This is a genomic window from Bacillus sp. FSL K6-1560, assembly GCF_038592935.1.
Lineage (GTDB): Bacteria > Bacillota > Bacilli > Bacillales > Bacillaceae > Bacillus > Bacillus subtilis.
On record NZ_CP151946.1, the window covers coordinates 1,653,263 to 1,679,492 of the forward strand.

The following is a 26,230-nucleotide window of genomic DNA, read 5'->3' on the forward strand; positions in this document are numbered from 1 at the left end:
GATAAGGTTTGTCTCTTTCTGCATTTAATGGCCTCCGCCGCCGGGCACCATAATAAAAATTGAGTAATATGTAAAGCCGGCGAAGAAAATTGTTAAATAAGCGCCAAAAATATAAATATACATGCGTTCGGTTAAGTTCAAATACGATAGAAACACAAATAAGATCGTCTGTCCAAAAAATAAAAGGGAAGCATCTTTCATATCACCTAAATAAAACATGACTGCAAAAATTCCCGTCCAAAATCCTAACACCCGGAACATGCGATTCATTTTTATCCCCTCCCGAGAGTCCCTCTGACTGTTATTATAATAGATCACACCTAGAAATGTAAACATTTTCATTATTAATATACAAATGGAATTTGTCCCTTTGATTGTGTTTTCTATTGTATGAATGTTTTTTAAAAAATAATCCGAAAAAAGTTCTGTAAATGGTTTAAATGAAAAATGATCCGGGTAGTTATTCTACAAAGAGATGGTTAACTGAGGAGGAAAAAACGAATGGAACAACAATTAACTTTTTACTCATATCCAAGCTGCACGTCATGCCGAAAAACAAAACATTGGCTTAAAGCACATCAAATTGAATTTAACGAACGGCATTTATTCAGAGAAACCCCGACAAGAGAAGAATTAAAGTACATTTTATCGTTAACGACAGAAGGAATTGATGAAATTTTGGCGACAAGAAGCCAGACTTTCAAAAATTTAAATTTAAACATTGAAGAAATGACGGTAAATGAGGTGCTGGAACTTTTAATCGAGAAGCCGAAGCTTTTGCGACGCCCGATTCTAGTAGACAACAAAAAGCTGGTGATTGGTTATAACCCGGGAGAACTGTTGAAGTTATCGAAGAAGAAAACGGTTCATCAATCTGCATGATGAAAAACCGAAGATCCGCTGATTTATTCGAATCAGCTTATCTTCGGTTTTTCACCTGTTCAGAAACTGGGCTAGCTGGATTCGAACCAACGATCACGGAGTCAAAGTCCATTGCCTTACCGCTTGGCTATAGCCCATTGAATCTAAACATAGTATGTGTAAAGGCAGACGCGTTATACATATATAGCGTACATTTTTCAAAAACAGGAGGGAGCTCATTAAGATGATAGCTCTTGATCAGCACTTAACAGAGCACAAAGAAGATATCACGCAACAATGGCTGGAAGTTTGTACGTCAAAAGGCAGCTGGCTGTATTCAGCGAAAGATCAGCAAAAACTAGAACAAAAGTTAAAAGACCAGCATGAATTATTGGTGACCATCGTAGCAAAATCCCTTAGAAAAGAAGACGTAGAGGATGAGCTCAACCGGTGGTCTCTTCAATGCGCCAGAGACCGTGCCGTTCATGAAGTGACGGTTACACAAAGTGTCGGCCAGTTTAACACCTTCAGGCACATCATGTTTGAATGGATTCAGAAATTCAGCGAAGCTTCTTCTCAAGACATCAGCATTCAGGAATTTTATGAGTGGAGCCGGATCTTGAATCAAAACATTGATGAGATCATCGAAGTGTTTACGGAAGAATATCACCAGGTGACCATGATACAATTAAACGCGCAAAAAGAAATGATTAATGAATTGAGTGCGCCGATTATGCCGATTACTGATGGAATTGGGATTCTTCCGCTTGTCGGTGAAATTGATACGCACAGAGCGAGGACGATTTTGGAGTCTGTGCTGGAGCAGTGCTCAGCGTTAAAGCTCTCGTATTTATTTTTAGATATTTCGGGCGTTCCTATCGTTGATACCATGGTAGCCTATCAAATTTTTAAAGTGATTGACAGCACCAAATTGCTCGGCATTGAGACGATTATTTCAGGAATCAGGCCGGAAATTGCCCAAACTGTCGTGAAGCTGGGTCTGGATTTTTCGAATGTGAAAACCGAGCAAAGTCTTGCTAAAGCCCTGGCCAATAAAGGGTTTAAAATAAAAGAGTGTTGATGCCTTTGCCATGTTTATCTTGAAAGATAGCAGCTGAACAGCCTTTCACGGGCTATTCAGCTTTTTTAACTTCTATAAATAAAATGTGATGGCTGTTGATGTCTTTTACCTTAAAAGAGTAGCCATCATATTCTATGGCACTTTCAGGCTCAGCGTCTATGTTTTGTGTCAAAAACCAGCCGCCCAAGGTGTCTACTTCAGCCTCTGATAAATCGGTTCCAAGCAGGCTGTTAACATCGCTGATTAATAATTTTGCATTTAACAAGTAATGATCCTTTCCAAGTTCGCGGATATGAGGCACTTCATCCGCATCAAATTCATCACGGATTTCTCCTACAATTTCTTCGATAATATCCTCGACAGTGACCAAACCGGACGTCCCGCCATATTCATCTATGAGGATCGCCATATGAGTACGTTCCTTTTGCATTTTCAGCAGTAGTTTATAAATAGGAATCGTCTCAATGACATGGATAACGGGCTGTACGAAAGGTTCAATTTGATGCTTCTTGATTGAAAAATCTTTCGTCAGCATGGAAAACAGCACTTCTTTCATATTAATCACGCCAATAACGTTATCTTTATCCTCTCTTACAACTGGGTACCGTGTATATTTTGTTTGCTTGACTGTTTCCTGAAGATTTGAAATGGAGTCTTCATCTAGTGACAAACTGACCATTTCATTTCGCGGCACCATAATTTCCTTTGCCATTCGTTTATCAAAGGTGAAGATATTATTCATGTACTTTAATTCACTTTTTCTAATCTCGCCGCTTTTATAGCTTTCAGCCAATAGGACCCGAAGTTCTTCCTCTGTATATGCCAGCTCGTGCTCTGATGCCGGCTTTAGTCCAAACACTCCTGTAATCAATCGGGCAGAGTGGTTCAACAGCCAAATGAATGGAAACATGATCTTATAAAACCAAATAAGCGGTTTAGCGAACAACAAGGTAATGCTTTCTGCTTTTTGAATGGCGAAACTCTTTGGCGCCAGCTCCCCGATAACGACATTTAAATACGTAACCGCTAAAAATGCGATGACGAGTGAAAGCAGGTGGGTAAGCGATTCATTTAAGCCTGCTTTATGAAAAAGCGGTCGAAGCAGAGTTTGCACAGTCGGTTCCCCAAGCCATCCCAGTCCTAAGGCTGCGACTGTGATGCCCAGCTGACAGGCTGATAAATATTCATCAAGGTGAGTGATGACATGCTTTGCCGCTTTAGCACCTTTCTTTCCTTTTGCGACAAGCTGATCAATTTTGGATCGCCGCACTTTTACGATTGAAAATTCTACTGCAACAAAAAATCCTGTTAACAAAATGAGAATAGCGACTGCTAGTAAATTGATAAATTCCAAAACAACTGCCTTCTCCAAGGAAGGCATGCACCTCCCTTTTCCGATGTCTTTCTACATTCCATACCACCTGAAAATGCTCATAAAACATGTGTTGAAGCGGCAGACTGGTTTAGTGACGCGGTTATTGGGCAATTAAAGAATAAAGAACAAAAGTTTGGAGGAGCTTGACATGAAGGCACATACGGGAAAGGATTGGTTTTGGTACCAAATGGGGCCTCAAGAAAGAAGTAAGGCAAGGGATCTAATCCATTTTTCTCACTGGCCTCAGTGTGAAAAGTGGTTTGAAAATAACCATCACGTTAATTTTTTACGAGTAGATACAACTGAAACGGAAAATGAAGCGGTATTTGGGTCGATTGTTTATGATCAGGGGCTTGGTGAAGAAAAAGATCATACTGTTTTTCACTTTTATATCACCAGACAATATTTTTTTACAATCAACTTTGATTTTTCAATTTTGAGAGAGATTAAAGGAAAAGAAGTTGTCCGGCAAATGGAAAGAGCGGACAATGCGATAGAGGGGTTTTTAATTCTTCTCGGCGAACTAATGAATGCGTATTTAATCGGTGTTGATGAATTTGAAGTAAAGCTGAGAAAGCTTAGATGGCAGATTAAAGACGACAATAGCAAAAGCATTTTAAACCGCGTCCATCTCCTGCGCCATGAACTGATGATTTGGAAAAATTTAATATTAAGCGCCAAAAAAATTGAAATGGCGTTGAAAGAAACTTTTTTACCTCAAAATGAAGGGAAAAAGGATTATCAGCGGACACAACTGAAGATTGACAGGGGATTTACATATATCAGCGAATTTGAAGGGGAGCTTAACAATCTGTTGCATTCAGAGGAAGTCATTACCTCACATAGGGGGAATGAAATTGTAAAAGCGCTGACCATTTTCACGACGCTTTTTACGCCGATTACAGCTCTGGGGGCCTTATGGGGGATGAACTTTTCTGTGATGCCGGAACTGAATTGGAAATACGGATATCTCTTTTCTCTCTTATTGATTGTCACATCTACAGTCCTGATCTATCTCTATTTGAGGAAAAAAGGCTGGACGGGAGATATGCTGCAGGAGCGGAAGAAGAAAAAGAAACCTCGAAAAAGGCGGACTCTATAGGGTGTTTCATATTTTGTGCAGCGTGCCCCGCTTTTTCACCAGACATATCAGGGTGACCGGATACGATGACAAGGCGCTTATGGCAGAGCATCAAATCCGCAGTTTATCGATTCTTGAAAATGACCAAATGACCGGTATTGTTGCATTAGGCGACCTTTCCGTTGAGAAAGATACTGGTCAAAAAGCGAAAACAGCATAATGAAAATGGAATCAAGCAGGCATGGTGACCATGTCTGCTTTTTTATTATTGGGAAAATTATAATGAAAGGGGCACATTCAGTTGAAAGTTTTTTTCTTGCCAGAAAGAATTGGTTTTTCAGCATATAACATCTCACAAAATCACGTTTTCCCTGTTTGATTACCGCTCCTTCTTTTTCTACAATACGCATTGAAAGGAGAGGGAATCAAATTGGATTCAATAGAAAATGTAAGCAAAAACTTGATTGAAGAGGCATATCTAACAAAGGCTTCTGATATTCACATCGTGCCGAGGGAGCGGGACGCTATCATTCATTTTCGGGTCGATCATGCCTTGCTGAAAAAAAGGGACATGAAAAAAGAAGAGTGCGTAAGACTGATTTCACATTTTAAATTTCTTTCAGCAATGGATATAGGTGAAAGGCGAAAGCCGCAAAACGGTTCGCTTACGTTAAAGCTGAAAGAGGGAAATGTTCATTTAAGAATGTCAACGCTGCCCACAATTAATGAAGAAAGCCTCGTGATCAGAGTGATGCCCCAATACAATATCCCTTCGATTGATAAATTGTCGCTATTTCCGAAGACAGGAGCCACATTACTCTCGTTTTTAAAACATTCCCATGGCATGCTCATTTTTACCGGGCCGACTGGTTCAGGGAAGACTACCACATTATACTCTCTCGTTCAATATGCAAAAAAACACTTTAATCGAAATATTGTCACATTAGAGGACCCTGTTGAAACAAGGGACGAAGATGTTCTTCAGGTTCAGGTGAATGAAAAAGCCGGTGTAACTTTTTCTGCAGGTCTGAAAGCAATTTTGCGCCATGATCCCGATATGATTATTTTAGGTGAGATCAGAGACGCGGAAACAGCTGAAATTGCGGTGCGGGCAGCGATGACGGGACATCTGGTACTAACGAGCCTTCATACGAGAGACGCAAAGGGCGCCATTTACAGACTGCTTGAATTCGGTATCAATATGAATGAAATCGAACAGACTGTCATTGCAATAGCGGCTCAGCGCTTGGTTGATTTGGCTTGCCCGTTTTGTGAAAACGGATGTTCATCAGTGTATTGCCGACAGTCACGAAATACCAGGAGAGCTAGCGTTTATGAGCTTCTATACGGGAAAAATCTTCAGCAATGTATCCAGGAGGCAAAAGGAAATCATGCAAATTACCAATATCAAACGCTTCGTCAAATTATCAGAAAAGGAATTGCGCTCGGCTATTTAACGACAAACAACTATGACCGGTGGGTTTATCATGAAAAAGATTAGAAAAGTCTGGTCATTAAAGGATCAAGCCAGGTTATTAAAGCGGCTCGGTGAAATGACTGCGGGCGGATATACGCTTCTGGATGGATTACGCCTGATGGAACTTCAGATGAATAAGAGGCAGGCGGCTGACTTGACTGGTACGGTCACTTGTTTGAGGGAAGGGGCTCCGTTTTATCAAGTACTAAAGAGTTTGTCATTTCATAAGGAAGCCGTAGGTATTTGTTATTTTGCTGAAACACATGGTGAACTGCCTGCTTCCATGATCCAGAGCGGAGAGCTGCTGGAACGAAAAATTGCACAGGCAGACCAGCTGAAAAGAGTGCTGCGCTATCCGCTTTTCCTCATCTTTACGGTCGCTGTCATGTTTTATATGTTACAGTCCATCATCATTCCTCAGTTTTCCGGTATCTATCAATCGATGAATATGGAAACCTCACGTTCAACCGATATGCTTTTTGCTTTTTTTCAGCATATTGATCTTGTGATCATTTTGCTTGTTCTTTTTACAGCAGGTATCGGGATTTATTATTGGCTTGTGTTTAAGAAAAAATCACCTGCCCGGCAAATGCTGATTTGTATCAGGATTCCTTTGGTTGGAAAGCTTGTCAAGCTGTTTAACAGCTACTTTTTTTCTTTGCAGCTAAGCAGCCTTTTAAAATCAGGCCTCTCAATTTATGACAGCCTTAATGCATTTAAACATCAAACGTTTCTCCCTTTCTACCGCTGCGAGGCTGAACAATTGATTGAACGGCTAAAAGCCGGTGAGTCAATTGAATCCGCTATTTGTGGAAGCCCTTTTTATGAAACTGATTTATCAAAAGTCATATCTCACGGCCAGCTGAGCGGCCGATTGGATCGGGAGCTTTTCACATACAGCCAATTCATATTACAGCGGCTGGAACACAAAGCGCAAAAATGGACAGGCATCCTTCAGCCAATGATTTATGGATTTGTTGCAGCGATGATCTTACTTGTGTATTTATCTATGCTTGTGCCTATGTATCAGATGATGAATCAAATGTGAAAGGAAGAGGCTGATGAATGAGAAAGGATTTACACTTGTTGAAATGTTAATCGTGCTCTTTATTATTTCGATTTTGCTTTTAATTACGATACCGAACGTCACAAAACATAATCAAACCATTCAAAAAAAAGGCTGTGAAGGCTTACAAAACATGGTTAAGGCACAAATGACTGCATTTGAGCTTGATCATGAGGGACAAACTCCGAGCCTTGCCGATTTACAGTCAGAGGGCTATGTGAAAAAGGATGCTGTCTGTCCAAATGGTAAGCGCATTATCATCACCGGCGGAGAAGTTAAGGTTGAACATTAAATTAAACGAGGAGGAGGGGTTTACCCTTTTAGAAAGTTTGCTTGTGTTAAGCCTTGCCTCTATCCTACTGATTGCCGTCTTCACCACACTTCCTCCTGCTTATGACAATATAGCTGTCCGACAGGCAGCAAGGCAGCTGAAAAATGATATTATGCTCACACAGCAGGCTGCTATTTCCCGTCAACAAAGAACAAAAATTTTCTTTCATAAAAAAGAATATCAATTAGTCATTGGTGATACGGTCATTGAACGTCCGTATGCAAGGGGACTTTCTATAGAACTGCTGACATTAAAAGACCGTTTGGAATTTAATGAGAAAGGGCACCCGAATGCAGGCGGAAAAATACGAGTAATAGGCCATGACGCTTATGACATAACAGTTTATCTAGGGAGCGGGAGAGTCAATGTGGAGAGAAAATAAAGGTTTTTCTACAATAGAAACAATGTCTGCGCTAAGCCTGTGGCTGTTTGTGCTGCTGACAGTCGTCCCCTTGTGGGACAAGCTGATGTCTGATGAAAAAATGGCGGAATCACGAGAAATTGGCTATCAGATGATGAATGAGAGCATTAGCAAATATGTCATGAGTGGTGAAGGAGCCGCGTCAAAAACGATTACAAAGAACAATCATATCTATGCAATGAAGTGGGAGGAGGAGGGCGAATATCAAAACGTATGTATCAAAGCCGCAGCTTATAAAGAGAAATCATTTTGCCTCAGCATTTTGCAGACAGAATGGCTACACGCTTCTTAACGTATTATTTTCGCTCTCAGTCTTTTTGCTCATATCAGGATCGTTAGCTGCGATTTTCCATCTGTTTTTGTCTCGACAGCAGGAACATGACGGTTTCACACAGCAAGAATGGATGATTTCGATAGAACAGATGATGAATGAATGCAAGGAGTCACAGGCAGTTAAGACAGCCGAGCATGGGAGCGTGTTAATCTGCACCAATCTTTCCGGACAAGATATCCGTTTTGACATTTATCATTCAATGATCAGAAAAAGAGTGGATGGCAAAGGGCATGTTCCGATTTTAGATCATATTACTGCCATGAAAGCTGATATTGAAAATGGTGTTGTTTTGCTGAAAATTGAGAGTGAGGACCAAAAAGTGTATCAAACTGCTTTTCCAGTCTATTCGTATTTAGGAGGGGGGTGAATGTATCGTACAAGAGGGTTTATTTATCCAGCTGTTCTTTTTGTGTCAGCGCTTGTGCTGTTAATCGTGAACTTTGCTGCTGTTCAATATATTTCACGCTGCATGTTTGAGAAGGAAACAAAAGAGTTATACATAGGAGAGAATTTGCTTCAAAATGGTACGCTTCTTTCGATTCGGCATGTTCTAGAGGAACGGAAAGGTCAGAAGGGTACGCAGCAATTTCCATATGGACGGGTTTCTTATTACATTCATGATACATCGATAAAAGAGCAAAAAGAAATCAACTTAAGAGTGTCAACGGAGTCGGGAACAGAAAGAACTGCACAGATCGTGTTTGATCAAAAACAGAAAAAACTGCTGAGATGGACAGAATAAAACAGTGTAAAGGGTATAAAAAAAGTCATGTGAGACAACACTTCATAATAATTGAATGATGAGGTGATCACGTGAAAACGAATGATTATGTTAAATATATGACGCAGCAATTTGTCAAATATATAGATACACCGAGAGATGAGCGAAAAGAACGAAAAGAGGTGCGGAAAGAAACAAAAACGCCTGCTTCTCAGCAGTGGTTCGGTATTTTACCCTATGGCTTCCGGCTTTGGCTGAAACGGAAAAAATAACCGCAAATAAACGAATAAGGTCCTTCAAAAAATGGAGGACCTTATTGATATTCTTCTAATATGGCGATTTTATTGACCTTTTGGCTATAAGGATCAAATGAAATCGTCACAAAAACGCCGAATTCTTTTGATCCTTCCCTCAGAGTTAAATGGTATTGCTTCACTGCTTCATCTTTTCTTTTACGGTCCCATACTTTTTGTTTGAACAGTACCTGTGCGAGCGGGTACCTTTTTTTTGCTTCTTTTACAGCAATCTCTTCCCATTTGGACATGTGACGGGAGGTTACAAGCGGTGTTTCTTCTGCGTGAGCGGCTGTGGTGCCAAAGACGAGAAGAGTTAGACAAATCATACATTGTTTGATCATCATGCTGTCACCCTTTCTTGTTTATTATTACCAAATAATAACGGGATATGCATTTAAATTCTCACATAACAATCCCAAAAATTTCAAAAAAATTGAAAAGATGAGCAATACTGAGCAAGACTTTGTAATATGATGAAAACATTCTTTTAAACGAACAAAATGAGTGATTTTGGTGTTTTTAAATCTATAAATCGTTGATTATACTCTACTTGTGTAGTTCTTTAAAAAGAACGATTGTCATATCAAGTTACAGTGTTTTACAGGAGGTAAGATATGTTTCGATTGTTTCACAATCAGCAAAAGGCGAAGACGAAACTGAAAGTTCTGCTAATCTTCCAGCTTTCAGTCATTTTCAGTCTGACTGCCGCAATATGCTTACAATTTTCCGATGATACAAGCGCTGCTTTTCATGATATTGAAACATTTGATGTCTCACTTCAAACGTGTAAAGACTTTCAGCATACAGATAAAAACTGCCATTATGATAAACGCTGGGATCAAAGTGATTTGCACATATCAGATCAAACGGATACGAAAGGAACTGTATGCTCACCTATCACCTTATTTGCTGAACTCGAAAATACAGGTGAGAGACTTAAGAAATCAAAGTGGAAGTGGGAGCTTCATAAGCTTGAAAATGCCCGAAAACCGTTAAAGGATGGGAACGTGATCGAAAAAGGATTTGTCTCCAATCAAATCAGCGATTCACTTTATAAAATTGAGACGAAGAAAAAAATGAAACCCGGCATTTATGCATTTAAAGTATATAAACCGGCAGGCTACCCGGCAAACGACAGTACATTTGAGTGGTCGGAGCCTATGACGCTTGCAAAATGCGATGAAAAACCGACAGTCCCTAAAAAAGAAACAAAGTCGGACGTCAAAAAGGAGAATGAAACAACACAAAAGGATATACAGGAAAAAACAATGAAAGAAGAAACATCTCAAGAAGCTGTAACCAAAGAAAATGAAACTCAATCAGACCAGAAGGAAAGCGGGGAAGAGGATGAAAAAAGCAATGAAGCTGATCAGTAATATTTTATACGTGATCATCTTTACTCTTATTATTGTGCTGACACTTGTCGTGATTTCAACACGTTCATCCGGGGGAGAGCCGGCTGTGTTTGGGTATACATTGAAATCAGTTCTGTCAGGTTCGATGGAGCCGGAGTTCAATACAGGTTCCTTAATATTGGTCAAAGAAATCACTGATGTGAAAGAGCTCCAAAAAGGTGACGTTATTACATTTATGCAGGATGCAAATACGGCGGTCACCCACAGAATTGTTGACATAACAAAGCAAGGAGACCATTTGTTATTTAAAACAAAAGGTGATAATAATGCAGCAGCTGATTCAGCGCCTGTATCGGACGAAAATGTTCGCGCGCAATACACAGGTTTTCAGCTTCCATATGCCGGCTATATGCTTCATTTTGCCAGCCAGCCAATTGGAACGGCTGTATTATTGATTGTTCCCGGCGTGATGCTGTTAGTGTACGCTTTTGTGACGATCAGCAGCGCCATTAGAGAAATTGAAAGAAAGACAAAAGCCTTGGAAACAGATACAAAGGACAGCACCATGTCTACTTAACTTCAGTTGTAAACCTGGCAACAGGTTTCGATATAAAACATTCAATAAAAGGGGAGTTTTAACCATGGGTATGAAAAAGAAATTGAGTTTAGGAGTTGCTTCTGCAGCACTAGGATTAGCTTTAGTTGGAGGAGGAACATGGGCAGCATTTAACGACATTAAATCAAAGGATGCTACTTTTGCATCAGGTACGCTTGATTTATCTGCTAAAGAAAATTCAGCGAGTGTGAACTTATCAAATCTAAAGCCGGGAGATAAGTTGACAAAGGATTTCCAATTTGAAAATAATGGATCACTTGCGATCAAAGAAGTTTTAATGGCGCTTAATTATGGAGATTTTAAAGCAAATGGCGGCAGCAATACATCTCCAGAAGATTTCCTCAGCCAGTTTGAAGTGACATTGTTGACAGTTGGAAAAGAGGGCGGCAATGGCTACCCGAAAAACATTATTTTAGATGATGCGAACCTTAAAGACTTGTATTTGATGTCTGCTAAAAATGATGCAGCGGCTGCTGAAAAAATCAAAAAACAAATTGACCCTAAATTCTTAAATGCAAGCGGTAAAGTCAATGTAGCAACAATTGATGGTAAAACCGCTCCTGAATATGATGGTGTTCCAAAAACACCAACTGACTTCGATCAGGTTCAAATGGAAATCCAATTCAAGGATGATAAAACAAAAGATGAAAACGGGCTTATGGTTCAAAATAAATATCAAGGCAACTCCATTAAGCTTCAATTCTCATTCGAAGCTACACAGTGGAACGGCTTGACAATCAAAAAGGACCATACTGATAAAGATGGTTACGTGAAAGAAAATGAAAAAGCGCATAGCGAGGATAAAAATTAATAACAGCAAAAAAAGAGACGGCCCAGTAAATTATCACTGGGCCGTCTCGATGTTTATTGACAAAAGAGGAGTTAGTGCCTCTGCTCAGGCACTACTCCTCTTTTTGGGATTTTCTCCATTTTTGATAATCTAAAAATTCACGAAATTGTTTTTTCGATACCCCGGATGTCATTGCATCGCGAACCAATTTCTCCCATTCACTATCTAATTGACCATCGTATTCGGTTTCATGTTTCTCATCGAGCAAAGTATGAACCGAGACGTCCAGAACAGCGGAGACTTTTTCGAGAAATTGAATGGAGGGGTTCGTTTGTAGATTTCGTTCTATTGAGCTTAAATAAGACTTCGCTACCCCAGCTTTTTCAGCTAGTTCTGATAGTGAGTAGCCTTTTTCTTTACGGTATTGTTTAATACGCTGGCCAATCAATGTCATCACCTTCCTTGTGATATTATAGCACATTCAGAAAGGATTTACGGTATGACTTCTGGCTGCCGGACCAGGATGAGCAGACTTTTTGTTTAAAAGTAAATATTTTCGTATTTCTTCCGGGCTGATATTTGCCTCTTTGGCTTCCATCATCAATTCAACCCATTCTTGATCCAATTCAAAGTGCTCTTGTTTTGCATTTTTCATGCAGTTTCTCCTCCTAAAATACTTGTTTATGTATTTCAGCCAGTCCGGCCATGACTCATTGTATGCTTCATTAGTCTCTGGAAGTCATTTCCCCTTTAAAAATGCCAGAATTTTTTTCCAATATACCTTTATTATAATCGCATTTTTTCAAAAAAAACGAGAACGATGTCGAATGAATGAAAGTTAGCTTGAAATATTATTTTGCAGATAAAATAATCCGCCATTTTCAATTTCAACTGATATCTTTGGTTGATACAAGGTTTTCAGCGCCTGTTTTTCTAGATGGTATTCTTCTGGTTTTTCTTCTATATGCTCGTAAAACTTATCAAGCAATATCATGTCATTTCTCCACCTATTAACCGCCTGTTCCGCCCAGTCGGACGGCTCCTGCATAGCGGATTTGGAAATATAGTTTTCCATACGCTTAAGTCCGCTTTCTGGTTTGATCATAGGTGAAATGGTGAAGCAATAGTCACATATTTGTGATGTCAGTGAAAGCTGAGTCAGCTTGCTTTGAAAATCTTCAATTATCGTTCCAGAGACTAGGTGAAGACCTAGTGACAATAACTTATCCTTTTTCATGTCGGACTGGTATGAAATCGTGACATTTATACCAAGCCAAGGTTGAAGTGGGACTTTGGCTCCGGCTGATTCAATTTTCTCATACATTCTGGTAAATCTCCCATTTTGTTTAACAGCTTTAAATATTTGAAAAAGACGCGGGGCCCCAAAATATATAAATTCACCATCTAGGTCTTTTGGCGCATTTTCTTTATCTGTAATAAAAGTGATTTTCATTGGATTCGGATCACCGCCTGTCTTCTCGCGCCAATGCCAGTAGAAAGGGCGGTTCATGATTTGTTTGTCCATTTCAACTGTAAGCTGCACTGTCATATAGCCTAAGCCTTGATCGACGATTTGGCAGCTGTTTGCTTGAAAAAAACGCAGCAGAAAATCGTGAACCTCTTGCTGTCTCACTAGTAAAACCTCCTTACAGGCTAAGATCCTCTTTTTTCAGCAGGCTGCTGTTTTTTATAAGACAAAAATGAGGTTAAGTTATCCATTTTTATTTTCATTTCTTCTTCTGTTGCTGAGTGATACAAAATGTCATGAAGGTGCTCTTCAAAATTGTTCACTTGAATTTTCGTTAAAATATCATCAAGTTCGCCGACCACTTTTTCAAACAAATGAATTTTTTCATATAAAAGCTTTAGAATATGCTCTTCCACCGTATGTTTTGTCGCCATGTTATAAATGTGCACGTCACGCTCCTGCCCGAGTCTGTGAATTCTTCCGATTCTTTGCTCAAGTCGCATCGGGTTCCATGGCAGGTCATAGTTGATCATGTGATTGCAAAATTGCAGGTTAATTCCCTCACCGCCTGCTTCAGTTGCAATAAGGACTTGGATCTTTCCGCGGAAAAGATCCTTCATCCAGTCTTTTTTCCCACGTTTAAATCCGCCTCTAAACGGCACAGAACTGATGCCGTTTTGCTGAAGAAACCACTGCAAATAAATCTGGGTTGCACGGTATTCTGTAAAAATGATGACCTTATCGTCGATCTTTTTGATTAAATCAACGACTTGAAGCGCTTTAGAATTTTGTGTCACTTGATTGATGCGCTCTATTAAAACTGAAATCGTATGTTCATCAATGGCAGGTGCTTGTTTCTCTTTTTGATCAAGCATCTTTTTCAGCGTCATATACACCGCTTCTCTGCTCGAACAGCATTCTCTTTGCAAGGTCATAATCGAGAACATGCTGGCTGGTTTATTGATACTTTCCTTCAAGCGAGAAATTTCATCATAAAGCGCCTGCTCTGATGGAGAAAATTCAATCGGCACTGTTTCAACATGGCGCTGTTTCCAATTCAGCCCGGTATCATGCCGCCTGTTACGGATCATGACTTTATTCACAAGATCTTTTAAATGTTCATGCGCTTCTAAACTGGATTTCTTCTTGGCGAACTCCTCCTGAAAGTGATTCTGACTGCCTAAATGGCCGGGTTTTAATAAGGACACCAAATTGAAAATCTCTTCGATACGGTTCTGGATTGGCGTCGCGGTAAGAAGCAGGCAATATTTTTTTACGAGATTCCGGACAAATTCATAGTTCTTCGTTTTGCTATTTTTCAGTTTGTGTGCCTCATCAATAATGACAAGATCATATGGGATTGACAGAACGATTTCGCGATGGGGCGAGCGCTTCGCGGTGTCTATTGATGAGACGACAATATCGCATTGCTCCCACACATAGCTTTTCTTTTGTTCAACAGCCGGAATCAAAAATTTTTCCTGAAGCTCTTTGACCCATTGTGACACAAGGGAAGCGGGCACAAGGATCAAAATTTTTTTTGCTAACCCGCGAATCATATATTCTTTTAGAATCAGTCCAGCTTCAACCGTTTTCCCGAGACCAACCTCGTCTGCTAAAATCGCTTTGCCGTTCATTTTTTCAACCACTTTTTGCGCCACCTCAAGCTGGTGGGGGAGCGGCGTAAAGGAAGGCAGATATAAAGGAGCCCGTAAGCCTTCAAAATCTGGAATTGCTAATGTTTTCTGGATTTCTGCAGAGAGCTTGTACAGTTCCCAGTTTGCCCAAGGGCCATCGTTTTTCAGTCTTTCAGCAAATTCTTCAGGCCATTTTGCATCGTAGATCATTTCTGTATTCATTGCTTTGAAACCGCCTTTCTTATTCTTCGATTCTTAAGATGAATAATATTAGAAAAATCTGCCCAAATTGCTGTTGCCCAGCATATAGTGATGATGGTAGGATATGAGTATGTATTTGATGTAAGATATTGCTATAGTATGTCCATAACAGCATGAAAATATGAGCGAATGACAGCAAGGGGAGAGACCTGACCGAAAACCTCGGGATACAGGCGCCGAAGGAGCAAACTGCGGAGTGAATCTCTCAGGCAAAAGAACTCTTGCTCGACGCAACTCTGGAGAGTGTTTGTGCGGATGCGCAAACCACCAAAGGGGACGTCTTTGCGTATGCAAAGTAAACTTTCAGGTGCCAGGACAGAGAACCTTCATTTTACATGAGGTGTTTCTCTGTCCTTTTTTGTATGTTTTTTAGCTGCGCCGTTGATAAAGGGGAGGAATTAGATGCTGAAAAGAACGCCGTTATTTGACCTGTATAAGGAATATGGAGGAAAAACGATTGATTTCGGAGGCTGGGAGCTTCCTGTTCAATTTTCTTCTATAAAAAAAGAACACGAGGCTGTCCGAACTGCAGCCGGTTTGTTTGATGTATCTCATATGGGAGAAGTCGAAGTGTCAGGGAACGACAGTCTGTCTTTTTTGCAAAGATTGATGACAAATGATGTTTCCGCGTTAACGCCAGGCCGTGCTCAATATACAGCGATGTGTTACCCGGATGGCGGAACCGTCGATGATTTGCTTATCTATCAAAAAGAAGAGAACCGCTATCTGCTTGTCATTAATGCTTCTAATATAGATAAAGACTTGGCTTGGATGAAAGAACATGCAGCAGGTGATGTGCAGATTGACAATCAGTCAGATCGAATTGCGCTCTTGGCTGTACAGGGACCGAAAGCAGAAGCGGTCGTAAAAAATCTGACAGATGCAGATGTGTCTGCATTAAAGCCGTTTGCGTTTATTGATGAAGCCGATATCAGCGGCCGCAAAGCACTTATTTCACGCACTGGCTATACGGGAGAAGACGGGTATGAAATTTACTGCCGCAGTGATGATGCTATGCATATTTGGAAAAAAATCATCGATGCAGGGGATGCATACGGATTGATTCCATGCGGTCTCGGTGCACGTGATACACTCCGGTTTGAAGCGAAGCTCCCGCTCTACGGTCAGGAGCTGACCCGGGATATTACACCGATTGAAGCAGGTATAGGCTTTGCTGTAAAGCACAAAAAGGAGTCTGACTTTTTCGGTAAGTCAGTATTGAGTGAACAAAAAGAAAACGGAGCGAAGCGCAAACTTGTCGGTCTCGAAATGATTGAAAAAGGGATACCGAGGCACGGATATGAGGTTTTCCAAAATGGCAAGTCTGTCGGAAAGGTGACAACCGGCACGCAGTCACCGACATTAGGGAAAAACGTCGGCCTTGCCTTAATTGATTCGGAAACGAGTGAGATCGGGACTGTTGTAGATGTAGAGATTCGCAAAAAATTAGTGAAAGCAAAGGTTGTCAAAACACCATTTTATAAACGCTAATATTTTTTCTTGGAGAGAGGAGACAACACATGAAGCACCGTTATTTGCCCGCAACAGAAAAGGATAAACAGGAGATGCTTGCTACTATCGGCGTAAGCAGCATCGATGATTTATTTGCTGATATACCGGAAAACGTCAAATATAAAAAAGAGTATCAAATTAAAAAAGCGAAATCAGAAACAGAATTAACAAGAGAACTGACAAAGCTGGCCTCTAAAAATCGTGATACCGTACAATACGCTTCTTTCTTAGGAGCGGGTGTATATGACCATTATCAGCCTGTCATTGTGGATCATGTCATTTCGCGCTCTGAGTTTTATACCGCATATACGCCTTATCAGCCAGAGATTTCACAAGGAGAGCTCCAGGCTATTTTTGAATTCCAAACGATGATCTGTGAACTGACAGGCATGGATATCGCCAACTCCTCGATGTATGACGGCGGAACAGCCTTGGCGGAAGCAGCAATGCTTGCTTCAAGCCACACGAAAAAGAAAAAAATCGTTGTGTCAAAAACCGTGCATCCTGAATCGCGAGAAGTGCTGAAAACGTACGCAAAAGGTCAGTATATTGATGTTGTTGAAGTACCCGCTGCGGATGGCGTTACGGATCTTGATGCATTGCGCCAAACCGTTTGCGAGAACACAGCCGCAGTGATCGTTCAGTACCCGAATTTTTTCGGCCGGATCGAGCCGCTAAAGGATATTGAGCCTATCGCTCATCAAGGGAAATCCATGTTTATTGTTTCAGCTAACCCGCTTGCGCTAGGTCTTCTCACTCCGCCGGGCAAGTTTCAGTCTGACATCGTCGTCGGTGATGCGCAGCCTTTCGGCATTCCTTCAGCATACGGCGGCCCGCATTGCGGCTTTTTTGCCGTTACTAAAAAATTAATGAGAAAGGTGCCGGGCCGTCTCGTCGGACAAACGGAAGACGAAAACGGAAAAAGAGGCTTTGTGCTTACCCTGCAAGCCAGGGAGCAGCATATCCGCCGAGATAAAGCAACATCAAATATATGCTCGAACCAAGCTTTAAATGCGCTGGCAGCATCAGTGGCCATGACTGCTCTCGGAAAAAACGGCGTAAAAGATATAGCCCGCCAAAATCTCTTAAAAGCCAACTATGCAAAGCAAGAAGCAAAAAAAGCAGGTCTTACCGTTATGTTTGACGGGCCGATATTTAATGAATTTGTCATCAAACTGGATGAGCCGGTGAGAGCTGTGAACAAGCGTTTGCTGGCAAAAGGCATGATTGGCGGATATGATCTTGGGTTGACGTATCCGGAGCTGGACTGCCATATGCTGATTGCTGTAACGGAGCTGAGAACAAAAGAAGAAATTGACGCACTCATTCAGGAATTGGGGGATCGCCATGAGTAATCAGGACCAGGCACTTATTTTTGAACTTTCAAGAGAAGGCCGAATCGGCTATAGTCTGCCGGAGCTCGATGTACCGGAAATCGAATTGGGGGACCTCTTGTCAGACACCTATATTCGTGACGAAGACGCAGCGCTGCCGGAGGTTTCAGAGCTGGACATCATGCGCCATTATACAGCGCTGTCCAAACGCAATCACGGGGTGGATTCCGGTTTTTATCCTCTCGGTTCTTGCACGATGAAATATAATCCGAAAATCAATGAAAAAATCGCACGTATTCCTGGTTTTGCTGCGATTCATCCTCTTCAGGATGAAGACACGGTGCAAGGCGCATTAGAGCTTTTATATGATTTAAGCAAGCACCTTGAAGAAATAACGGGAATGGATGAGGTTACGCTTCAGCCTGCTGCCGGAGCGCACGGCGAATGGACGGGGCTGATGATGATCCGTGCCTATCATGAAGCTCGCGGGGATTTCAAGCGGACGAAGGTCATTGTCCCTGATTCCGCGCACGGGACGAATCCTGCATCAGCGACAGTAGCAGGCTTTGAAACTGTTACGGTGAAATCGAATGAAAATGGGCTTGTTGATTTAGAGGATTTAAAAAGAGCAGTGAATGAAGAAACTGCAGCTCTCATGCTGACGAATCCGAACACGCTCGGCTTGTTTGAGGAGCAGATTACAGAGATGGCGGAAATTGTACACCAAGCGGGGGGAAAACTGTATTATGACGGCGCTAATTTAAATGCCGTTTTAAGCAAGGCGAGACCTGGAGATATGGGATTTGACGTGGTGCACCTCAACCTGCATAAAACATTCACAGGCCCTCATGGCGGCGGAGGCCCCGGCTCAGGCCCTGTCGGCGTAAAAAAAGATCTGATTCCTTATTTGCCAAAGCCAGTTTTAGTTAAAAAAGAAGGGCGCTTTACGTTTGATTATGACCGCCCTCATGCGATCGGCCGTGTGAAGCCGTATTACGGCAACTTTGGCATTAATGTGAGAGCGTATACGTATATTCGCTCCATGGGGCCTGACGGATTAAAGGCTGTTACTGAGAACGCAGTGTTAAACGCCAATTATATGATGAGAAAGCTCGCGCCTTATTACGATCTTCCGTTTGACCGCCATTGCAAGCATGAATTTGTATTATCAGGGAAGCGGCAGAAAAAGCTGGGAGTGCGTACGCTTGATATTGCAAAACGGCTCCTTGATTTCGGCTATCATCCGCCGACTATTTATTTCCCGCTTAATGTTGAAGAATGCATCATGATCGAGCCGACGGAGACCGAATCAAAGGAAACACTGGACGCGTTTATTGATGCTATGATTCAAATCGCAAAAGAAGCGGAGGAGAATCCGGAGCTTGTTCAGGAGGCCCCGCATACAACGATTGTAAAAAGAATGGATGAAACAAAAGCGGCGAGACACCCGGTGCTCAGATACGAGGCGGTAGAAAGATAAATAAAAACAGCTGTCTACCAGACAGCTGTTTGCTTTATTTCTTCGCTTTAATCTTTCCGCCCCATTTTTTAAAGCCGCCTTTTAGGTTGTAAATCTCAGTGCAGCCGTTTTTGCGCAGGGTTTGTGCCGCGCGTCCGCTGCGGACACTGTTTTGGCAGTACAGGTAAACAGGCTTGTCCGTACGGATCTCATTTTTTCTCTGTTTCAGCTGGGAAAGCGGAATGTTGCGGGCGCCTAAAATATGTCCGCCCTCAAACTCATTTGGCTCACGAACATCAATAAGCTGTGCTTTGCGGTAACCCGCGCGGAATTCTTCTTCGGTAAGTGTTTTCATAATTCGCTGCTGATAGACATATGAAGCAATCATATAGATGATAAACGCAGCAAAAATAATCAAAACGATCATATTAGACAATGTGATTCTACTCCTTTAGCATATAAAATCAAAACCCTGCTTCATAAAACAAGGTCATAGAGCCGTTTTCGACAAATACTATTATAGTAAAGCACAGCGTGATTGTCATCTATAATGGAACTAAAATATTTTTCATTTTCCCGACAGTTTGATAAACTGATTCTATTAAAACGGTAAGGAAGGTCTTAAAATGCAAAAAGAAACTTGGCGGTTTATAGACTCAGGCAATGCAAGTCCTGCATTCAATATGGCGCTTGATGAAGCGCTTTTATATTGGCACAGCGAAAAGAAAATCCCCCCGGTTATCCGTTTTTACGGCTGGAATCCGGCGACACTTTCTGTAGGGTATTTTCAAAATATTAAAAAGGAAATCAATTTTGAAGCAGTACATAAATATAATCTAGGATTCGTCAGACGCCCGACCGGCGGGAGAGGTGTGCTGCACGATCAGGAACTGACATACAGCGTAATTGTTTCGGAAGAGCACTCCGAGATGCCGGCGACTGTTACTGAGGCTTACCGGGTTATTTCAGAAGGCATACTTCAAGGCTTTAGAAATCTCGGTCTGGACGCTTACTTTGCCATCCCGAGAACTGAAAAAGAAAAAGAAAGCTTAAAAAATCCGCGGTCATCTGTTTGTTTTGACGCGCCTTCGTGGTATGAGCTAGTGGTTGAGGGGCGCAAGGTAGCGGGAAGCGCGCAAACGAGACAAAAAGGCGTGATTCTTCAGCATGGCTCCATTCTTCTTGATTTAGATGAGGACAAGCTGTTCGATCTGTTCTTATATCCAAGTGAAAGAGTAAGAGAGCGGATGCAGCGCAATTTCAAAAATAAAGCGGTTGCCATTAATGAACTCACTGAAAAGCGGGTGACGATGGATGAGGCTCGTCAAGCCTTTAAAGAAGGATTTGAAACAGGTCTTAACATTCATTTGGAGCCATATGAACTTTCTCAGGAAGAGTTTGATTTTGTTCATCACTTGGCTGAAACAAAGTACGCTTCAGATGAATGGAATTATAAGCGGTAAACAGGGCTTTTGACCCGCGGAGCATCCTTGTTTTTTCAAGTTCATTAGTGTAAACTTGTAATGGTTTATAAAGTTAAGGTGCTTTTTGGGAGGGTTTCGATGACAACACCAAGTATGGAAGATTATATTGAACAGATTTATATGCTGATTGAAGAAAAAGGATATGCACGAGTTTCCGATATCGCGGAAGCATTGGCAGTCCATCCCTCCTCTGTAACAAAAATGGTTCAAAAACTAGATAAAGACGAATATTTAATTTATGAAAAATATCGCGGTCTCGTGTTAACGTCTAAAGGGAAAAAAATAGGCAAACGGCTGGTATACAGACATGAATTGCTTGAGCAGTTTTTAAGAATCATTGGTGTTGATGAAGAGAAAATATATAACGATGTCGAAGGAATCGAACATCATTTAAGCTGGAACAGTATTGATCGCATCGGGGATCTTGTTCAATATTTTGAAGAAGATGATGCCCGTAAAAAAGATCTGAAATCAATCCAAAAGAAAACAGAACATCATAATCAGTAAAAAGGCGGTCTCGAAGGAGGCCGTCTTTTTTGATACGCTGACGCCACCCGTCATTCGTTGGTCTATTTCTTCGCGTGTTTTCTTAAAATGGTAATAAACGATCGGATGGAGGGGGAGGGAATGAGATGTATATTGACGGTGTTTTTTCCGGCGGAGGAGTAAAAGGCATTGCGCTCGCAGGCGCTTATGAAGTGCTTGAGGAAAAAGGCTTCCGCTTTAAAAGAGTTGCGGGTACAAGCGCCGGCGCCATTATTGCCGCTTTCATTGCGTCAGGTTACACCAGTAAGGAAATCCACGCTTTAATTGAAGAAGTGGACGGAGAGAAATTGCTGGACCAGAGGTACTCATTTCTCCCCTTAAAGATGCTCCAGTGGGTGTCCATCTACTGGCGTCTTGGCTTATACAAAGGCGATACGATAGAAAAATGGATTGCTGATCTGTTAAGAGCGAAAGGCATAAGGGTTTTCGGCGATTTGCAGAAAGGGTCTCTGCGCCTTATTGCTTCTGATTTGACAAACGGCACCATGATTGTTTTGCCGGACGATTTGGCCCGTTACGGGTTAAATCCTGATATGTTCCCGGTTGCCAGAGCGGTCAGAATGAGCTGCAGCATCCCGTATTTCTTTGAACCGATAAAATTAAAAACGGACACAGGCACCGCCACGGTTGTCGACGGAGGCGTGTTAAGCAATTTTCCAATCTGGCTGTTTTCAAAGGAAAGAAAGCGCCCTGTGATCGGTGTCACACTTGCGCCGCGTGAAAGAGAGCGTCCGAAAAAAAATATCCGCAACGCTTTTGAACTGTTCGGCGCCCTGTTTGAAACGATGAAGGATGCTCATGACGCAAGGCACATTGCGTCACGCTATGAACAAAATATCATTTTTCTCCCTGTCGACGACGTAATGGCCACTGATTTTCATTTAACACAACAAAAAAAACTAGCCCTGATTGAGCTAGGTAAAAGACGGACAGAGCTGTTTTTAAAGCAGTGGACCTATTAAAAAAGCGCTCTGTTTTTCTTTTTATTTTTTTTCCCTTCTATAACAGTCAGCTGAGTCTGGCTTTTTTTCTTGAGAATCATCGGTTTAGGCTTGCTGGCGCTCGGAACGCTTCGCAGGTGGCTGACACGTCCCTTATGTCCGGCGCGGTGTTTTGCTTTTTGTTCTTTCATCCGGCGCCGCGATTGTTTCGCCGCTTTTTTGAAGGCTGCTCCTTCGCTGCCCGCATTTCGATTCATTACATATTTCACAATAAAATAAATAATGATACCTGCCACGATGACGGTTACCGCCATTTTTGCCATTTCTCCGGGATTGGTTACCAGCACATAGAGGAAACCGAACGCTCCCAGCGCAATTAATACAGCAATAATAGGTTGTACACGATGATTCATAACTGTCCACCTCCGAAAGTAATAGCAGGGCAACGGATTTTAGATGACGTTGTGAGAAGGCTTCTGATTTTGCTCAGACAATGCTTCGAGTCTGAGAAGTTCGTTAAAGCTTTCGATGGCAACTTCAACCTGGTCATCCTTAGGTTCCTTTGTGGTTAACAGCTGAAGCCAAAGTCCCGGGTACCCAAGTAATTTCAGACCGGGAATGTCACGCACTTTGTTTGTCAGCTGCAGAACTTCAAAGGATAGACCAAGCACGACCGGTATCAGTGCGACACGATCTATAACACGCAGCCAAAGCGGATCTGTCGGAACGAGTAAATAAACAAACATGCCGACAATAATCGTAAATAAAATAAAGCTTGATCCGCAGCGGTAATGAAGCCGAGATTGGTTTTGGACATTCTCCACAGTAATTGGCAAATTCTGTTCATAACAGTTTATGACTTTATGTTCGGCTCCATGATATTGAAACACTCTTTTAATAAGCGGTGTCATGGACAAAAAATAGATGTAACCGAGCAGCAAAATCAACTTAAACAGGCTTTCAACCGCGATTTGCGCCGTGTCCGAGGAAAAAATCGGCCTTGTCAGTTCCGCTAAGAAAACTGGAACCAATGTAAATACGAATTTACTGAACAAAAATGATAGGACGCCTATAACTGCGAGGCTGAGATACATAGACAGCCCGGAGGATTTTTTTTCTTCCTGCTCAAGTGTCTCGTCTTCAGATGGATCGAGCCCGTAACGTTCGCTTGAAAAATTCAAATGCTTTGTGCCGTTTGCACTCGCTTCGATAATGGCCGCGATCCCCCGTAAAAACGGTATCTTTTTCACGATGTTCAGTTTCGGGTTGTGTTTGCGGGGAAGCTTAAAAAAGTCAATGCTTCCATCCGTTCTTCTGATGGCTGTAACGTAATGATGCTTTCCGCCAAACATAACGCCTTCCACAACAGCCTGCCCGCCGTAAGCGGGCGGAACTTTATGTTTTGACATATTATCAACCTGCCTATTTCTTAGGATTGCTAACCATTTCCTTTCACTCTATTGTACAGGAAACAGCGCTAAACCTCTAGATTGACAGGCTGAAAAAATTGCCATAGCCTTGCTTTTTCTACATGCATTATACCCTTTATTTTCAAATTTTACTCGCAGCTGTCAAAAAGTGTGAGCTTTTTTATTGACATTTCATTTTTTGGGCACACTTTAACTGGAGGTGCCATGATGACAAGCGAAAAAGATACAGAACAAAATGAAGAATTGAATGAGAAGCAAAAGCCGCCTGTTTCAATGGCCGGCAGAGTGGCGGCAACAGGTTTTTGCGGAGGCGTACTTTGGAGTTTCGTTGCTTATATCGCATACTTGTTTCATTTTTCCGAAATCAGCCCGAATATGATATTGCAGCCGTTTGTGCTCGGAGAGTGGAAAAAACATGGGCTGGGAACGGTAATCAGCATCATTTTGATTGGAGTAATTTCAATTGGCGCAGCGTTTCTTTATTTTCTTCTATTGAAACGTTTAAAAACAATGTGGCCGGGTATTTTATACGGCTTGGTGCTTTGGCTGCTCGTGTTTTTTGTTTTTAATCCGATTTTTCCAGATGTGCGCACGGTGACCGAACTGACATCAGATACAATTATTACGACCATTTGCATTTATTTGCTTTACGGGCTGTTTGTCGGGTATTCCATTTCATTTGAATACAATGAGCTGAATTCGGAAAAGCTTGCACGTGCGCTGGGAATGCATAGAGAATAGTGTATAATCCTTTTCCAGTATGATAAAATGTTCACGAGAAGTGAACATTTTTTACATGAGAAACCCTCGCGAAAAGGAGAGATTATGTGCCTCATTTTTTGATTTTAAACGGACCGAATGTTAACCGGCTTGGGAGTCGTGAGCCTGAAGTATTCGGCCGCCAGACACTGACCGATATTGAAACAGATCTTTTTCAGTTTGCTGAAGCCTTACATATCCAGCTCACTTTCTTCCAGTCTAATCACGAAGGTGATTTGATAGATGCGATACATGAGGCTGAGGAGCAATACAGCGGGATTGTTCTGAACCCCGGCGCCCTGAGTCATTATAGCTATGCGATCAGGGATGCTGTTTCAAGCATCAGTCTTCCTGTGGTAGAGGTGCATTTATCAAACTTATACGCCAGGGAAGAATTCAGGCATCAGTCGGTTATCGCTCCTGTTGCGAAAGGGCAGATTGTCGGTCTTGGAGCTGAAGGCTACAAGCTTGCTGTTCGCTACTTATTAAGCCAGCAAGGGGGAGAATCAAGATGAAGCTAGAGAAATTAAGAAACCTGTTTGGACAGCTGGGAATTGACGGCATGCTGGTTACAAGCAGCACGAATGTACGCTATATGACAGGGTTTACAGGTTCAGCGGGTTTGGCTGTTATATCGGGTGACAAAGCAGCGTTTATTACGGATTTTCGTTATACTGAGCAGGCGAAGGTTCAGGTAAAGGGTTTTGAGATCATTGAACATGGCGGCAGCTTGATTCAGACCACTGCCGACACTGTTGAATCGTTTGGCATCAAGCGTCTCGGCTTTGAACAGAACAGCATGACATATGGCACTTACGCTTCATACAGCGCCGTTATCAGTGATGCCGAATTAGTGCCTGTGGCTGAATCCGTGGAAAAGTTGCGCTTGATTAAGTCTAGTGAAGAGATTAAGATATTAGAGGAAGCTGCGAAGATTGCAGATGATGCCTTCAGACATATCTTGACGTTTATGAAACCCGGCATTTCTGAAATCGCTGTTGCCAATGAGCTGGAGTTTTATATGAGAAGCCAGGGAGCAGACAGCTCTTCTTTTGATATGATTGTCGCCTCAGGCCTTCGTTCGAGCCTTCCGCACGGTGTGGCCAGTGACAAACTGATTGAAAGCGGAGACCTTGTTACGCTTGATTTTGGCGCTTATTATAAAGGATATTGTTCTGATATTACCCGGACGGTCGCTGTAGGTCAGCCCAGTGATCAATTGAAGGAGATCTATCAGGTTGTATTTGATGCTCAGGCGCTTGGCGTCGCACATATTAAGCCGGGAATGACAGGAAAAGAGGCTGACGCCCTCACAAGGGATCATATTGCTGCAAAAGGCTACGGTGACTATTTCGGCCATTCAACCGGGCACGGGCTCGGCATGGAAGTTCATGAATCGCCGGGATTATCCGTCAGATCTTCAGCTATCCTTGAACCGGGTATGGTGGTCACAGTGGAGCCGGGCATTTACATACCAGAAACAGGCGGTGTCCGTATTGAAGATGACATCGTGATTACAGAAAACGGCAACCGGACAATCACCCATTCCCCAAAAGAACTTATTATTTTGTGATTGGAATATAGGAGGACATTA

The 26,230-nt window shown here is 42.0% G+C and carries 34 protein-coding genes, 1 tRNA gene and 1 riboswitch; of the genes, 24 read left to right on the plus strand and 11 right to left on the minus strand.

The genetic code is table 11. The features are described from left to right. Positions 1-24: 24 nt before the first annotated feature. Positions 25-270, minus strand: a complete 246-nt coding sequence (locus NYE22_RS08955; protein ID WP_003226300.1) for a DUF2626 domain-containing protein — start codon at positions 268-270, stop codon at positions 25-27. Between the two features lie 231 nt (positions 271-501). Here NYE22_RS08955 and mgsR point away from each other — a divergent pair, with 231 nt between their 5' ends. Beyond that, entirely contained in the window at positions 502-882 is a 381-nt protein-coding gene (gene mgsR, locus NYE22_RS08960) for a transcriptional regulator MgsR (RefSeq protein ID WP_003230147.1), read from the plus strand. Between the two features lie 66 nt (positions 883-948). Here mgsR and NYE22_RS08965 read toward each other — a convergent pair. Next, a tRNA-Gln gene (locus NYE22_RS08965) sits at positions 949-1,019 on the minus strand. An 86-nt stretch (positions 1,020-1,105) separates the two neighbouring features. Here NYE22_RS08965 and rsbRD point away from each other — a divergent pair. Then, positions 1,106-1,942, plus strand: coding sequence for an RsbT co-antagonist protein RsbRD (gene rsbRD, locus NYE22_RS08970; protein WP_021480027.1), 837 nt, complete (start codon positions 1,106-1,108; stop codon positions 1,940-1,942). Between the two features lie 52 nt (positions 1,943-1,994). Here the strand turns inward: rsbRD and NYE22_RS08975 are convergent, their stop codons facing one another. After that, positions 1,995-3,323 carry a hemolysin family protein gene (locus tag NYE22_RS08975; RefSeq protein ID WP_161986199.1) on the minus strand — a complete coding sequence of 443 codons (1,329 nt, stop codon included), beginning with the start codon at positions 3,321-3,323 and terminating at the stop codon, positions 1,995-1,997. Between the two features lie 142 nt (positions 3,324-3,465). On the opposite strand from NYE22_RS08975, the gene corA reads away from it, so the two are divergent. The 10 genes from corA (at position 3,466) to NYE22_RS09025 (ending at position 9,020) form a co-directional block, all read left to right on the plus strand. After that, a complete protein-coding gene (gene corA / locus NYE22_RS08980; protein WP_004399136.1) occupies positions 3,466-4,419 on the plus strand; it encodes a magnesium transporter CorA in 954 nt (317 codons plus the stop codon). A 1-nt stretch (position 4,420) separates the two neighbouring features. Next, entirely contained in the window at positions 4,421-4,618 is a 198-nt protein-coding gene (locus tag NYE22_RS08985; RefSeq protein WP_072173931.1) for a hypothetical protein, read from the plus strand. Positions 4,619-4,828: 210 nt separating this feature from the next. Further along, positions 4,829-5,899, plus strand: a complete 1,071-nt coding sequence (gene comGA / locus NYE22_RS08990; protein ID WP_342412456.1) for a competence protein ComGA — start codon at positions 4,829-4,831, stop codon at positions 5,897-5,899. Then, entirely contained in the window at positions 5,886-6,923 is a 1,038-nt protein-coding gene (gene comGB, locus NYE22_RS08995) for a comG operon protein ComGB (RefSeq protein ID WP_086344083.1), read from the plus strand. The genes comGA and comGB overlap by 14 nt, the downstream gene beginning before the upstream one ends. Before the next feature lie 13 nt (positions 6,924-6,936). Continuing rightward, the gene (comGC, locus tag NYE22_RS09000; protein WP_003230162.1) at positions 6,937-7,233 is read left to right on the plus strand and encodes a comG operon protein ComGC; all 297 of its coding nucleotides are present in this window, start codon (positions 6,937-6,939) and stop codon (positions 7,231-7,233) included. Next, the gene (gene comGD, locus NYE22_RS09005; RefSeq protein WP_032726159.1) at positions 7,223-7,654 is read left to right on the plus strand and encodes a competence type IV pilus minor pilin ComGD; all 432 of its coding nucleotides are present in this window, start codon (positions 7,223-7,225) and stop codon (positions 7,652-7,654) included. Before comGC ends, comGD begins: the two co-directional genes overlap by 11 nt. After that, a complete protein-coding gene (gene comGE / locus NYE22_RS09010; protein ID WP_063335293.1) occupies positions 7,638-7,985 on the plus strand; it encodes a ComG operon protein 5 in 348 nt (115 codons plus the stop codon). Before comGD ends, comGE begins: the two co-directional genes overlap by 17 nt. 25 nt (positions 7,986-8,010) lie before the next feature. After that, on the plus strand, positions 8,011-8,394 hold the full coding sequence (comGF, locus tag NYE22_RS09015) for a ComG operon protein ComGF (RefSeq protein WP_032726158.1): 384 nt from the start codon (positions 8,011-8,013) through the stop codon (positions 8,392-8,394). Continuing rightward, entirely contained in the window at positions 8,395-8,769 is a 375-nt protein-coding gene (gene comGG / locus NYE22_RS09020; protein ID WP_064671036.1) for a ComG operon protein ComGG, read from the plus strand. 71 nt (positions 8,770-8,840) lie between these two features. Then, on the plus strand, positions 8,841-9,020 hold the full coding sequence (locus NYE22_RS09025) for a YqzE family protein (protein ID WP_014480252.1): 180 nt from the start codon (positions 8,841-8,843) through the stop codon (positions 9,018-9,020). Between the two features lie 41 nt (positions 9,021-9,061). Here the strand turns inward: NYE22_RS09025 and NYE22_RS09030 are convergent, their stop codons facing one another. Beyond that, entirely contained in the window at positions 9,062-9,388 is a 327-nt protein-coding gene (locus tag NYE22_RS09030; RefSeq protein WP_021480018.1) for a YqzG/YhdC family protein, read from the minus strand. Between the two features lie 270 nt (positions 9,389-9,658). Here NYE22_RS09030 and tapA point away from each other — a divergent pair, with 270 nt between their 5' ends. The 3 genes from tapA to tasA all read left to right on the plus strand — a co-directional run bounded on the left by tapA (position 9,659) and on the right by tasA (position 11,826). Further along, positions 9,659-10,420: an amyloid fiber anchoring/assembly protein TapA gene (gene tapA, locus NYE22_RS09035; RefSeq protein ID WP_064671037.1), complete on the plus strand. Its 762-nt coding sequence runs from the start codon at positions 9,659-9,661 to the stop codon at positions 10,418-10,420. After that, complete coding sequence (locus NYE22_RS09040; RefSeq protein ID WP_003246088.1) at positions 10,404-10,976, plus strand: signal peptidase I; 573 nt, start codon at positions 10,404-10,406, stop codon at positions 10,974-10,976. The genes tapA and NYE22_RS09040 overlap by 17 nt, the downstream gene beginning before the upstream one ends. A 64-nt stretch (positions 10,977-11,040) precedes the next feature. Continuing rightward, a complete protein-coding gene (tasA, locus tag NYE22_RS09045; protein ID WP_014477324.1) occupies positions 11,041-11,826 on the plus strand; it encodes a biofilm matrix protein TasA in 786 nt (261 codons plus the stop codon). 91 nt (positions 11,827-11,917) lie between these two features. On the opposite strand, the gene sinR is transcribed toward tasA, so the two are convergent. The 4 genes from sinR to NYE22_RS09065 all read right to left on the minus strand — a co-directional run bounded on the left by sinR (position 11,918) and on the right by NYE22_RS09065 (position 15,132). Next, positions 11,918-12,253: a transcriptional regulator SinR gene (sinR, locus tag NYE22_RS09050; protein ID WP_003226345.1), complete on the minus strand. Its 336-nt coding sequence runs from the start codon at positions 12,251-12,253 to the stop codon at positions 11,918-11,920. A gap of 33 nt (positions 12,254-12,286) precedes the next feature. Next, positions 12,287-12,460 carry an anti-repressor SinI family protein gene (locus tag NYE22_RS09055; RefSeq protein ID WP_014477323.1) on the minus strand — a complete coding sequence of 58 codons (174 nt, stop codon included), beginning with the start codon at positions 12,458-12,460 and terminating at the stop codon, positions 12,287-12,289. 183 nt (positions 12,461-12,643) lie between these two features. Further along, positions 12,644-13,438 (minus strand): YqhG family protein, encoded by a 795-nt coding sequence (locus NYE22_RS09060; RefSeq protein ID WP_032726154.1) that lies wholly within the window; start codon positions 13,436-13,438, stop codon positions 12,644-12,646. 20 nt (positions 13,439-13,458) lie between these two features. Next, positions 13,459-15,132, minus strand: coding sequence for an SNF2-related protein (locus NYE22_RS09065; RefSeq protein WP_342412457.1), 1,674 nt, complete (start codon positions 15,130-15,132; stop codon positions 13,459-13,461). A gap of 168 nt (positions 15,133-15,300) precedes the next feature. Continuing rightward, positions 15,301-15,402: riboswitch (glycine riboswitch) on the plus strand. 171 nt (positions 15,403-15,573) lie between these two features. On the opposite strand from NYE22_RS09065, the gene gcvT reads away from it, so the two are divergent. Genes gcvT through gcvPB form a run of 3 tightly spaced genes read left to right on the plus strand, consistent with a single transcriptional unit; the run spans position 15,574 to position 19,497 of the window. Beyond that, positions 15,574-16,662 (plus strand): glycine cleavage system aminomethyltransferase GcvT, encoded by a 1,089-nt coding sequence (gene gcvT, locus NYE22_RS09070; protein ID WP_342412458.1) that lies wholly within the window; start codon positions 15,574-15,576, stop codon positions 16,660-16,662. A 29-nt stretch (positions 16,663-16,691) separates the two neighbouring features. After that, positions 16,692-18,038, plus strand: coding sequence for an aminomethyl-transferring glycine dehydrogenase subunit GcvPA (gene gcvPA / locus NYE22_RS09075; protein WP_342412459.1), 1,347 nt, complete (start codon positions 16,692-16,694; stop codon positions 18,036-18,038). After that, a complete protein-coding gene (gcvPB, locus tag NYE22_RS09080; protein ID WP_014480245.1) occupies positions 18,031-19,497 on the plus strand; it encodes an aminomethyl-transferring glycine dehydrogenase subunit GcvPB in 1,467 nt (488 codons plus the stop codon). Before gcvPA ends, gcvPB begins: the two co-directional genes overlap by 8 nt. A gap of 34 nt (positions 19,498-19,531) precedes the next feature. Here the strand turns inward: gcvPB and NYE22_RS09085 are convergent, their stop codons facing one another. Then, positions 19,532-19,912, minus strand: a complete 381-nt coding sequence (locus NYE22_RS09085) for a rhodanese-like domain-containing protein (protein ID WP_004398485.1) — start codon at positions 19,910-19,912, stop codon at positions 19,532-19,534. Positions 19,913-20,102: 190 nt separating this feature from the next. On the opposite strand from NYE22_RS09085, the gene lipM reads away from it, so the two are divergent. The 3 genes from lipM to NYE22_RS09100 all read left to right on the plus strand — a co-directional run bounded on the left by lipM (position 20,103) and on the right by NYE22_RS09100 (position 22,468). Further along, positions 20,103-20,939, plus strand: a complete 837-nt coding sequence (gene lipM, locus NYE22_RS09090; RefSeq protein ID WP_342412460.1) for an octanoyltransferase LipM — start codon at positions 20,103-20,105, stop codon at positions 20,937-20,939. Between the two features lie 99 nt (positions 20,940-21,038). Further along, positions 21,039-21,467, plus strand: coding sequence for a transcriptional regulator MntR (gene mntR / locus NYE22_RS09095; RefSeq protein WP_003236923.1), 429 nt, complete (start codon positions 21,039-21,041; stop codon positions 21,465-21,467). A 125-nt stretch (positions 21,468-21,592) separates the two neighbouring features. Then, positions 21,593-22,468, plus strand: coding sequence for a patatin-like phospholipase family protein (locus NYE22_RS09100; protein ID WP_003230220.1), 876 nt, complete (start codon positions 21,593-21,595; stop codon positions 22,466-22,468). Here the strand turns inward: NYE22_RS09100 and NYE22_RS09105 are convergent. Continuing rightward, entirely contained in the window at positions 22,465-22,860 is a 396-nt protein-coding gene (locus NYE22_RS09105) for an SA1362 family protein (protein ID WP_003226367.1), read from the minus strand. The two genes, NYE22_RS09100 and NYE22_RS09105, sit on opposite strands and share 4 nt — an antisense overlap. 39 nt (positions 22,861-22,899) lie before the next feature. Continuing rightward, positions 22,900-23,856, minus strand: a complete 957-nt coding sequence (locus NYE22_RS09110; protein WP_032726146.1) for a DUF1385 domain-containing protein — start codon at positions 23,854-23,856, stop codon at positions 22,900-22,902. Between the two features lie 225 nt (positions 23,857-24,081). Between NYE22_RS09110 and NYE22_RS09115 the strand changes: the two genes are divergently transcribed. The 3 genes from NYE22_RS09115 to papA all read left to right on the plus strand — a co-directional run bounded on the left by NYE22_RS09115 (position 24,082) and on the right by papA (position 26,209). Then, entirely contained in the window at positions 24,082-24,618 is a 537-nt protein-coding gene (locus NYE22_RS09115) for a YqhR family membrane protein (RefSeq protein WP_003230222.1), read from the plus strand. A gap of 86 nt (positions 24,619-24,704) precedes the next feature. After that, positions 24,705-25,151: a type II 3-dehydroquinate dehydratase gene (gene aroQ, locus NYE22_RS09120; protein WP_003230223.1), complete on the plus strand. Its 447-nt coding sequence runs from the start codon at positions 24,705-24,707 to the stop codon at positions 25,149-25,151. Then, positions 25,148-26,209, plus strand: coding sequence for an aminopeptidase PapA (gene papA, locus NYE22_RS09125; RefSeq protein WP_014480240.1), 1,062 nt, complete (start codon positions 25,148-25,150; stop codon positions 26,207-26,209). The genes aroQ and papA overlap by 4 nt, the downstream gene beginning before the upstream one ends. The last annotated feature ends 21 nt before the right edge of the window (positions 26,210-26,230 follow it).

Bases quoted from the DNA above. Each gene is read 5' to 3' on its own strand.
- gcvPA (WP_342412459.1), top strand. From the start codon at position 16,692: ATGAAGCACCGTTATTTGCCCGCAACAGAAAAGGATAAACAGGAGATG.
- tasA (WP_014477324.1), top strand. From the start codon at position 11,041: ATGGGTATGAAAAAGAAATTGAGTTTAGGAGTTGCTTCTGCAGCACTA.
- comGB (WP_086344083.1), top strand. From the start codon at position 5,886: ATGAAAAAGATTAGAAAAGTCTGGTCATTAAAGGATCAAGCCAGGTTA.
- corA (WP_004399136.1), top strand. From the start codon at position 3,466: ATGAAGGCACATACGGGAAAGGATTGGTTTTGGTACCAAATGGGGCCT.
- NYE22_RS08975 (WP_161986199.1), bottom strand. From the start codon at position 3,323: ATGCCTTCCTTGGAGAAGGCAGTTGTTTTGGAATTTATCAATTTACTA.
- mgsR (WP_003230147.1), top strand. From the start codon at position 502: ATGGAACAACAATTAACTTTTTACTCATATCCAAGCTGCACGTCATGC.
- rsbRD (WP_021480027.1), top strand. From the start codon at position 1,106: ATGATAGCTCTTGATCAGCACTTAACAGAGCACAAAGAAGATATCACG.
- tapA (WP_064671037.1), top strand. From the start codon at position 9,659: ATGTTTCGATTGTTTCACAATCAGCAAAAGGCGAAGACGAAACTGAAA.
- NYE22_RS09055 (WP_014477323.1), bottom strand. From the start codon at position 12,460: ATGAAAAATGCAAAACAAGAGCACTTTGAATTGGATCAAGAATGGGTT.
- gcvPB (WP_014480245.1), top strand. From the start codon at position 18,031: ATGAGTAATCAGGACCAGGCACTTATTTTTGAACTTTCAAGAGAAGGC.
- NYE22_RS09105 (WP_003226367.1), bottom strand. From the start codon at position 22,860: ATGAATCATCGTGTACAACCTATTATTGCTGTATTAATTGCGCTGGGA.
- comGG (WP_064671036.1), top strand. From the start codon at position 8,395: ATGTATCGTACAAGAGGGTTTATTTATCCAGCTGTTCTTTTTGTGTCA.
- mntR (WP_003236923.1), top strand. From the start codon at position 21,039: ATGACAACACCAAGTATGGAAGATTATATTGAACAGATTTATATGCTG.
- gcvT (WP_342412458.1), top strand. From the start codon at position 15,574: ATGCTGAAAAGAACGCCGTTATTTGACCTGTATAAGGAATATGGAGGA.
- lipM (WP_342412460.1), top strand. From the start codon at position 20,103: ATGCAAAAAGAAACTTGGCGGTTTATAGACTCAGGCAATGCAAGTCCT.
- comGC (WP_003230162.1), top strand. From the start codon at position 6,937: ATGAATGAGAAAGGATTTACACTTGTTGAAATGTTAATCGTGCTCTTT.
- NYE22_RS08955 (WP_003226300.1), bottom strand. From the start codon at position 270: ATGAATCGCATGTTCCGGGTGTTAGGATTTTGGACGGGAATTTTTGCA.
- NYE22_RS09040 (WP_003246088.1), top strand. From the start codon at position 10,404: ATGAAGCTGATCAGTAATATTTTATACGTGATCATCTTTACTCTTATT.
- papA (WP_014480240.1), top strand. From the start codon at position 25,148: ATGAAGCTAGAGAAATTAAGAAACCTGTTTGGACAGCTGGGAATTGAC.
- NYE22_RS09065 (WP_342412457.1), bottom strand. From the start codon at position 15,132: ATGAATACAGAAATGATCTACGATGCAAAATGGCCTGAAGAATTTGCT.
- NYE22_RS09115 (WP_003230222.1), top strand. From the start codon at position 24,082: ATGATGACAAGCGAAAAAGATACAGAACAAAATGAAGAATTGAATGAG.
- NYE22_RS09110 (WP_032726146.1), bottom strand. From the start codon at position 23,856: ATGTCAAAACATAAAGTTCCGCCCGCTTACGGCGGGCAGGCTGTTGTG.
- NYE22_RS09030 (WP_021480018.1), bottom strand. From the start codon at position 9,388: ATGATGATCAAACAATGTATGATTTGTCTAACTCTTCTCGTCTTTGGC.
- comGE (WP_063335293.1), top strand. From the start codon at position 7,638: ATGTGGAGAGAAAATAAAGGTTTTTCTACAATAGAAACAATGTCTGCG.
- NYE22_RS09100 (WP_003230220.1), top strand. From the start codon at position 21,593: ATGTATATTGACGGTGTTTTTTCCGGCGGAGGAGTAAAAGGCATTGCG.